The sequence below is a fragment of the Saccharomonospora iraqiensis subsp. paurometabolica YIM 90007 genome (assembly GCF_000231035.2).
Classification (GTDB): Bacteria; Actinomycetota; Actinomycetes; order Mycobacteriales; family Pseudonocardiaceae; genus Saccharomonospora; species Saccharomonospora paurometabolica.
Genome location: NZ_KI912218.1, coordinates 40,445 through 45,988, shown reverse-complemented (window position 1 = coordinate 45,988; position 5,544 = coordinate 40,445). Strand labels below are relative to the sequence as shown.

At 72.2% G+C, this 5,544-nt stretch carries 4 protein-coding genes; 3 read left to right on the top strand and 1 reads right to left on the bottom strand.

What is annotated here, in order from left to right; translation table 11 throughout:
* Positions 1-107: 107 nt before the first annotated feature.
* From SACPADRAFT_RS0207285 to ligD, 3 genes are read left to right on the top strand one after another with little or no spacing between them, the layout of a single operon-like run.
* A complete protein-coding gene (locus SACPADRAFT_RS0207285) occupies positions 108-2,192 on the top strand; it encodes an amylo-alpha-1,6-glucosidase (protein ID WP_007026273.1) in 2,085 nt (694 codons plus the stop codon).
* Between the two features lie 59 nt (positions 2,193-2,251).
* Positions 2,252-3,274: a glycosyltransferase family 4 protein gene (locus tag SACPADRAFT_RS0207280; protein WP_007026272.1), complete on the top strand. Its 1,023-nt coding sequence runs from the start codon at positions 2,252-2,254 to the stop codon at positions 3,272-3,274.
* Positions 3,275-3,334: 60 nt separating this feature from the next.
* Positions 3,335-4,273 carry a non-homologous end-joining DNA ligase gene (gene ligD, locus SACPADRAFT_RS0207275; protein WP_007026271.1) on the top strand — a complete coding sequence of 313 codons (939 nt, stop codon included), beginning with the start codon at positions 3,335-3,337 and terminating at the stop codon, positions 4,271-4,273.
* A 112-nt stretch (positions 4,274-4,385) separates the two neighbouring features.
* Here the strand turns inward: ligD and SACPADRAFT_RS26085 are convergent.
* Positions 4,386-5,544: hypothetical protein (locus SACPADRAFT_RS26085; protein ID WP_007026270.1), on the bottom strand; the 1,159-nt coding region annotated here is incomplete at its 5' end.

Here is a 5,544-nt window from a genome sequence, read left to right as displayed (position 1 = left end):
CCGGCCCGGCCCGGGTCGTTCCGCTCCGGTGGGCCCCCCGTCGCGTGGCCGGACCCCGGCGGGCGGCGTCCGCCGGACACGCGAGCGCGGACACCAGGAGGTCGGGCATGACGGTGACCCTCGTCCACGGGACGTCGTTCTGCGTCTGTGACAACGACGGCGAACTGCGCGGCTCACCCGCGCAGGGGGCGTTCTACCAGGACACCCGCATTCTGTCCGGATGGAACCTGCGCATCGACGGCCACCCCGTCGAACCCATCACGGTGCAGACCCCGGAGCCGTTCTACGCCCGGTTCGTCGGCCGTGCCCACTCCGGTGAGGGCGAGGGGGAGAGCAGCCTGCTCGTGCGCCGGGAACGCTACATCGGCGGGGGGATGCGGGAGGACTTCATCCTCCGCAACTACGGCCGCGGGCGCGTCACCTGCACCGTGACCGTGCGCGTGGCCGCCGACTTCGCCGACGTGTTCGAGGTGAAGAAGGGCCACATCAACGACACCGGACACCACGCCGTCGAGGTCGCGGGCACCGGTCTGTACCTGACCCGCTACATCGGCGCGCACAGCCGCGGGGTGCGGATCACCGGCGAGACCCTCGTGGGTGACGGCGCCGAGTACAGCCGTGACCGCATCACCTTCCGTGTCTCGCTGCCCGCCGGGGAGGAATGGTACGGCTCGGTCACCGCGCTGCCGACCGTCAACGGTGCCGCGGTCACCCCGCTGTTCCCCCGCGAGCGCCCGGTCGAGCACTCCCGGCCCGCGGTGCTCACCCGGCGCTGGCGCGAGGAGAGCCCCGTCCTGCGGCACTCGGGTGATCGCGCCCTCGCCCGCACCCTGCAACGCAGCCGGGAGGACCTGGGGGCGCTGCGCATCTTCGACCCGGAGAACCCGGAGGACGTCGCCATCGCCGCGGGGGCACCGTGGTTCATGGCGCTGTTCGGCCGGGACTCGCTGCTGGCCTCGTTGATGTCGCTCGCCATCGACCCGACCCTGGCGTTGGGCACCGTGCAGACGCTGGCCCGGCACCAGGGGACCCGGGTGGATCCGGACAGCGAGGAGGAGCCCGGCCGCATCCTGCACGAGGTCCGGTTCGGCGCGGACGCCTCCCTGGCACTCGGCGGCAGTCACATTTACTTCGGCACCGTCGACGCCACCCCGCTGTTCGTGCTCCTGCTCGGGGAACTGGCCCGGTGGGGCATCGGCGCGGAGAACGTGCGGGCGTTGCTCGGCCACGCCGACCGCGCGCTGGAGTGGATCGACACCTACGGCGACCGCGACGGCGACGGGTTCGTCGAGTACCACCGCGCCACCGACGCCGGTCTGGCCAACCAGGGGTGGAAGGACTCGTGGGACGGCGTGAACTTCGCCGACGGCGAGATCGCCCGGTCCCCCATCGCACTGTGCGAGGTGCAGGGCTATGTCTACGCCGCGTTCCGGGCACGGGCGTGCCTGGCGGAGTACTTCGACGACCACGACACCGCCCGGTACTGGTCCGACCGCGCCGCCGACCTGAAACAGCGGTTCAACGACGTCTTCTGGATGCCCGGGCCCGGCCGGTACGCGCTCGGCCTGGACGCCGACAAACGCCCCATCGACTCCGTCACCTCCAACATCGGGCACTGCCTGTGGACCGGGATCATCGACACCGACCGTGCCGGTGCGGTCGCCGACGGTCTGCTGTCCCCGGCCATGTTCACGGGGTGGGGCGTGCGGACGCTGTCGTCGGAGATGGGCGCCTACAACCCGATGAGCTACCACAACGGCTCGGTGTGGCCGCACGACAATGCGCTCGTCGCGGCCGGGCTGATGCGCTACGGCTTCGTCGCGCACGCCCAGCGCGTCGCCACCGCCGTGCTCGACGCGGCCGAGGCGTTCGACGGGCGGTTGCCCGAGCTGATGTGCGGGTTCGACCGCGACGAGTACAGCACCCCGGTGCCCTACCCGACGTCGTGTTCCCCGCAGGCGTGGTCCTCGGCGGCGCCGGTACACCTGTTGCGCACCCTGCTCCGCGTGCAACCGGGTATGCACCGACGGGAATTGCGGATCGCACCGGAACTCCCGGAATCATTCGGAACGTTACTGATCGATGACGTTCCGTTGACCGGCGGTCGCATTTCCATCGAGGCGCGCGGAAGCTGGGTCCGGGTGGGCCATCTCCCGGAGGACGTGGAATTGGTTCGGGGAAACGTTCATTAGGACGTAGTACATTCCGGGCGCGCTGTTTCGCCCGCGGTCGGCGGGGGAATTGGGCGAACATGAGTCCACTCGAGATCGCGATGGTCGCACCTCCGTGGTTCGACCTCCCGCCCACCGCCTACGGTGGCATCGAAGCGATGTGCAGCGACCTGATCGAACAACTCTCCCTGCAGGGCACCGAAATCACGTTGATCGGGGTCGGGACAAACGGGACCCCCGCGGATTTCGTACCGACCTGCGAACACGCGAACGAGGACCGGCTCGGGCAGGTTCTGCCCGAGGTCGCCCACGCCGCGGCGCTGACCGAAATCATCGACAAACTCGACGCCGATCTCGTCCACGACCACAGCCTCGCCGGACCACTGATGGCGCGCGGGCGCACCCTGCCCACCGTCGTGACCGCCCACGGACCCGTCAACGGCGAGATGGGGCGCTACTACCGCGGGCTCGGCGACAGCGTCCACCTGGTCGCCGTCTCCGACGCCCAGCGCCGCCTGGCGCCGGACCTGAACTGGGTCGGCACCGTCCACAATGCTGTGAGTGTGGACCGCTTCCCGTTCCGGGCGGACAAGGAGGACTTCGCGCTGTTCCTCGGCCGCGCGTGCCCGGAGAAGGGCATCCCGCAGGCGATCGCCGCCGCGCGGGAGGCGGGCATCCGGTTGAAGATCGCGGCGAAGTGCCGGGAACCGGAGGAGAAGGTCTACTTCGACCGGGAGGTCGCCCCGCTGCTCGGGCCGGACATCGAATGGCTCGGCGAGGCCGACCGTGCCCGCAAGGTCGAACTGCTCCAGGCGGCGCGGTGCCTGCTGTTCCCGGTGTGCTGGGAGGAACCGTTCGGGATCGTCATGGTGGAGGCGATGGCCTGCGGGACCCCCGTCCTCGGCTTCCGGCGTGGTTCGATCCCCGAGGTCATCACCCACGACCGCACCGGCTACGTCTGCAACGACGTCGGTGAACTCGCGCAGGCGATCGGCGAGGTGGACCGGATCTCGCCGCACGACTGCCGTGCCGAGGCCGAGCTGCGGTTCGACGTGGCGATGATGGCCGAACGGTACGCGCGGATCTACCAGTCCGTGCTCTGACCCGTGGCGGCCACCGAGGACGGTCCCGGTGCCCGCACGCCGCCCACACCACCGCCGCCCATGCTCGCCGTGTCCGGCGAACCCCCGGACGGACCGGACTGGGCCTTCGAATGGAAGTGGGACGGGGTCCGCGCGACCGTCGCCGTGGCGGACGGCGGGGTCGTCGCCCACTCCCGGAACCGGCGGGTGATCACCGAGTCCTATCCCGAACTGCACACCCTGACCGAACTCACCTCGCACACGGTGCTGCTCGACGGCGAGATCGTCGCCCTGGACGAGCGGGGACGACCGGACTTCGGCAGGCTCCAGTCGCGCATGCACGTCCACCGCCCCACCGCGCGGCTGCTGCGCGAGACCCCGGTCGCCTACTACGTGTTCGACCTCCTCGCCGTCGACGACCGGGACCTGTGCCCCGAACCGTACGACCGGCGCCGACAACGGCTGCGGGAACTCGGACTGTCGGCGCCCCCGGTCGTGCGCACCCCGGACAACTACGTGGACGTGTCCGGCGCGGAACTGCTGGAGGTCGCCGCCGACCACGGCCTGGAGGGCATCGTCGCGAAACGCCGCTCGTCAACCTACACGCCCGGGACGCGGTCCCGGAGCTGGATCAAGACCGCCCTGCGCCTGACCCAGGAGGTCGTGCCGGGCGGGTGGGTGCCCGGCGAGGGCCGCCGAGCGGGCACGCTGGGCGCGCTGCTGCTCGGCGCCTACGACGACACCGGGACGCTGCACTACGTCGGCCACGTGGGCACCGGCTTCAGCGACACCGCCCTCGACGAGATGCGCGAACGACTGGCCCCGCTGCACCGTCCGTCCAGCCCGTTCGGCACCCCGGTGCCCCGGGACCGCGCCCGTCGGGCGCACTGGGTCGAACCCGAGCTGGTCGGCGAGGTGGAGCACCGCCAGTGGACCGCCGACCGCAGGCTGCGGCACCCGTCCTGGCGGGGCCTGCGCCCCGACCGCTCCCCCCACGAGGCCCGCCTCCCCCCAACCTGACCCGCGAGTCGCCACTCCCTGCCCGCGAGTCGCCACCTCAGAACCGCGAGTTGCCGCTCCGGGACCGCGAGTCGACGCTCCGTGCCGGTGAGTCCCCGCGTGGATCCGGGACTCAGCCGGCGGGCGCGACCTCCAGAAACGCCTCGCCCGCGGACACGCGCACCGTGCGGCCGACGACCTCGGTGCCGGAGGCCACCGACAGGGCCTGCGCGCCCGCGGCGTCCCCCGGGGCGGTCTGGCCCACCACGCGGGTGCCGTCCCCGGTCCGCCCGACGAGGAAACCCTGGGAGGGCGCACCGTCCTTGCCGTACTCGACCGTGGCCGTCTCGACGACGACCTCGCCGTCGGGCACCGGCCCCTTCGGCGGTGCGGAGTCGGCCGAAGAGGTGGAGACCGGATCGGGGTCGCCGACGTAGCCGTCCGGGTGCGGCGCCCGGGACAGCAGCACCGCGTGCTGGGCGGTGAGATACCCGCCGTTGGCGTGGACCAGCCCGGTGGCCGCCCCCGCCCGCAGCCGGGTGGCCACCGCCACGGTGGCGTGCAGGCTGTAGCTGCTCAGCGGTCCACCGAACGCGGAGTGTCCGCCCGTCACGGTGGGCACGCTGTCGGCGGGCAGCCCGAGCGCCTCCACCACCAGCTTCGGCACCACCGGGAAGCAGCTGTAGACGTCCAGGACGTCGAGTTCGCGCGCCGACACCCCGCCCTGTGCCAGGCACCGCCGCAGCGCCGTCTCCAGCGCCGCCGAGCGGGAGAAGTCCGGCCGGTCGAGGATGTCCCCGGAGTCGTGCGCGCCCGCGCCACCCCGGACATACACGATCCGGTCCTCGGCGATCCCGTACTCCCGCGCCGTGGCCAGCGAGGTGACCAGCACCGCCGCGGCCTGGTCCACGTGCGGCATGGCGTTCATGGCCAGCGGGTACGGCTCGCACACCATCCGGTTCGCCGGGCCGACGGTGGCGATGTCGTCCGCGCTGCGGACGGTCGGGTTCCACGCCGCCGGGTTCCGGGCGGCGACCTCGGTGAACGCCGCGTACATCCGGGCCGAGGCCGCGGTGTTGGCGGCCGGGCTCTGCCCGTACCGGTACCGCAGGCGGTTCTCGAACAACGGGTAGACGCGGGTGGGCATCACCAGCCCGGCGGACTGCATGGCGGTGCTGCCGAGCTCGTCGGGTTCGAACGACGGCGGCCCGCCCGGCTCCCGGGTCCAGCCGTGGTCGGCTCCGGGGTCCAGCCCGGCCCGCGCCAGGGCGGACACCGAGGCCTGCGCCTCC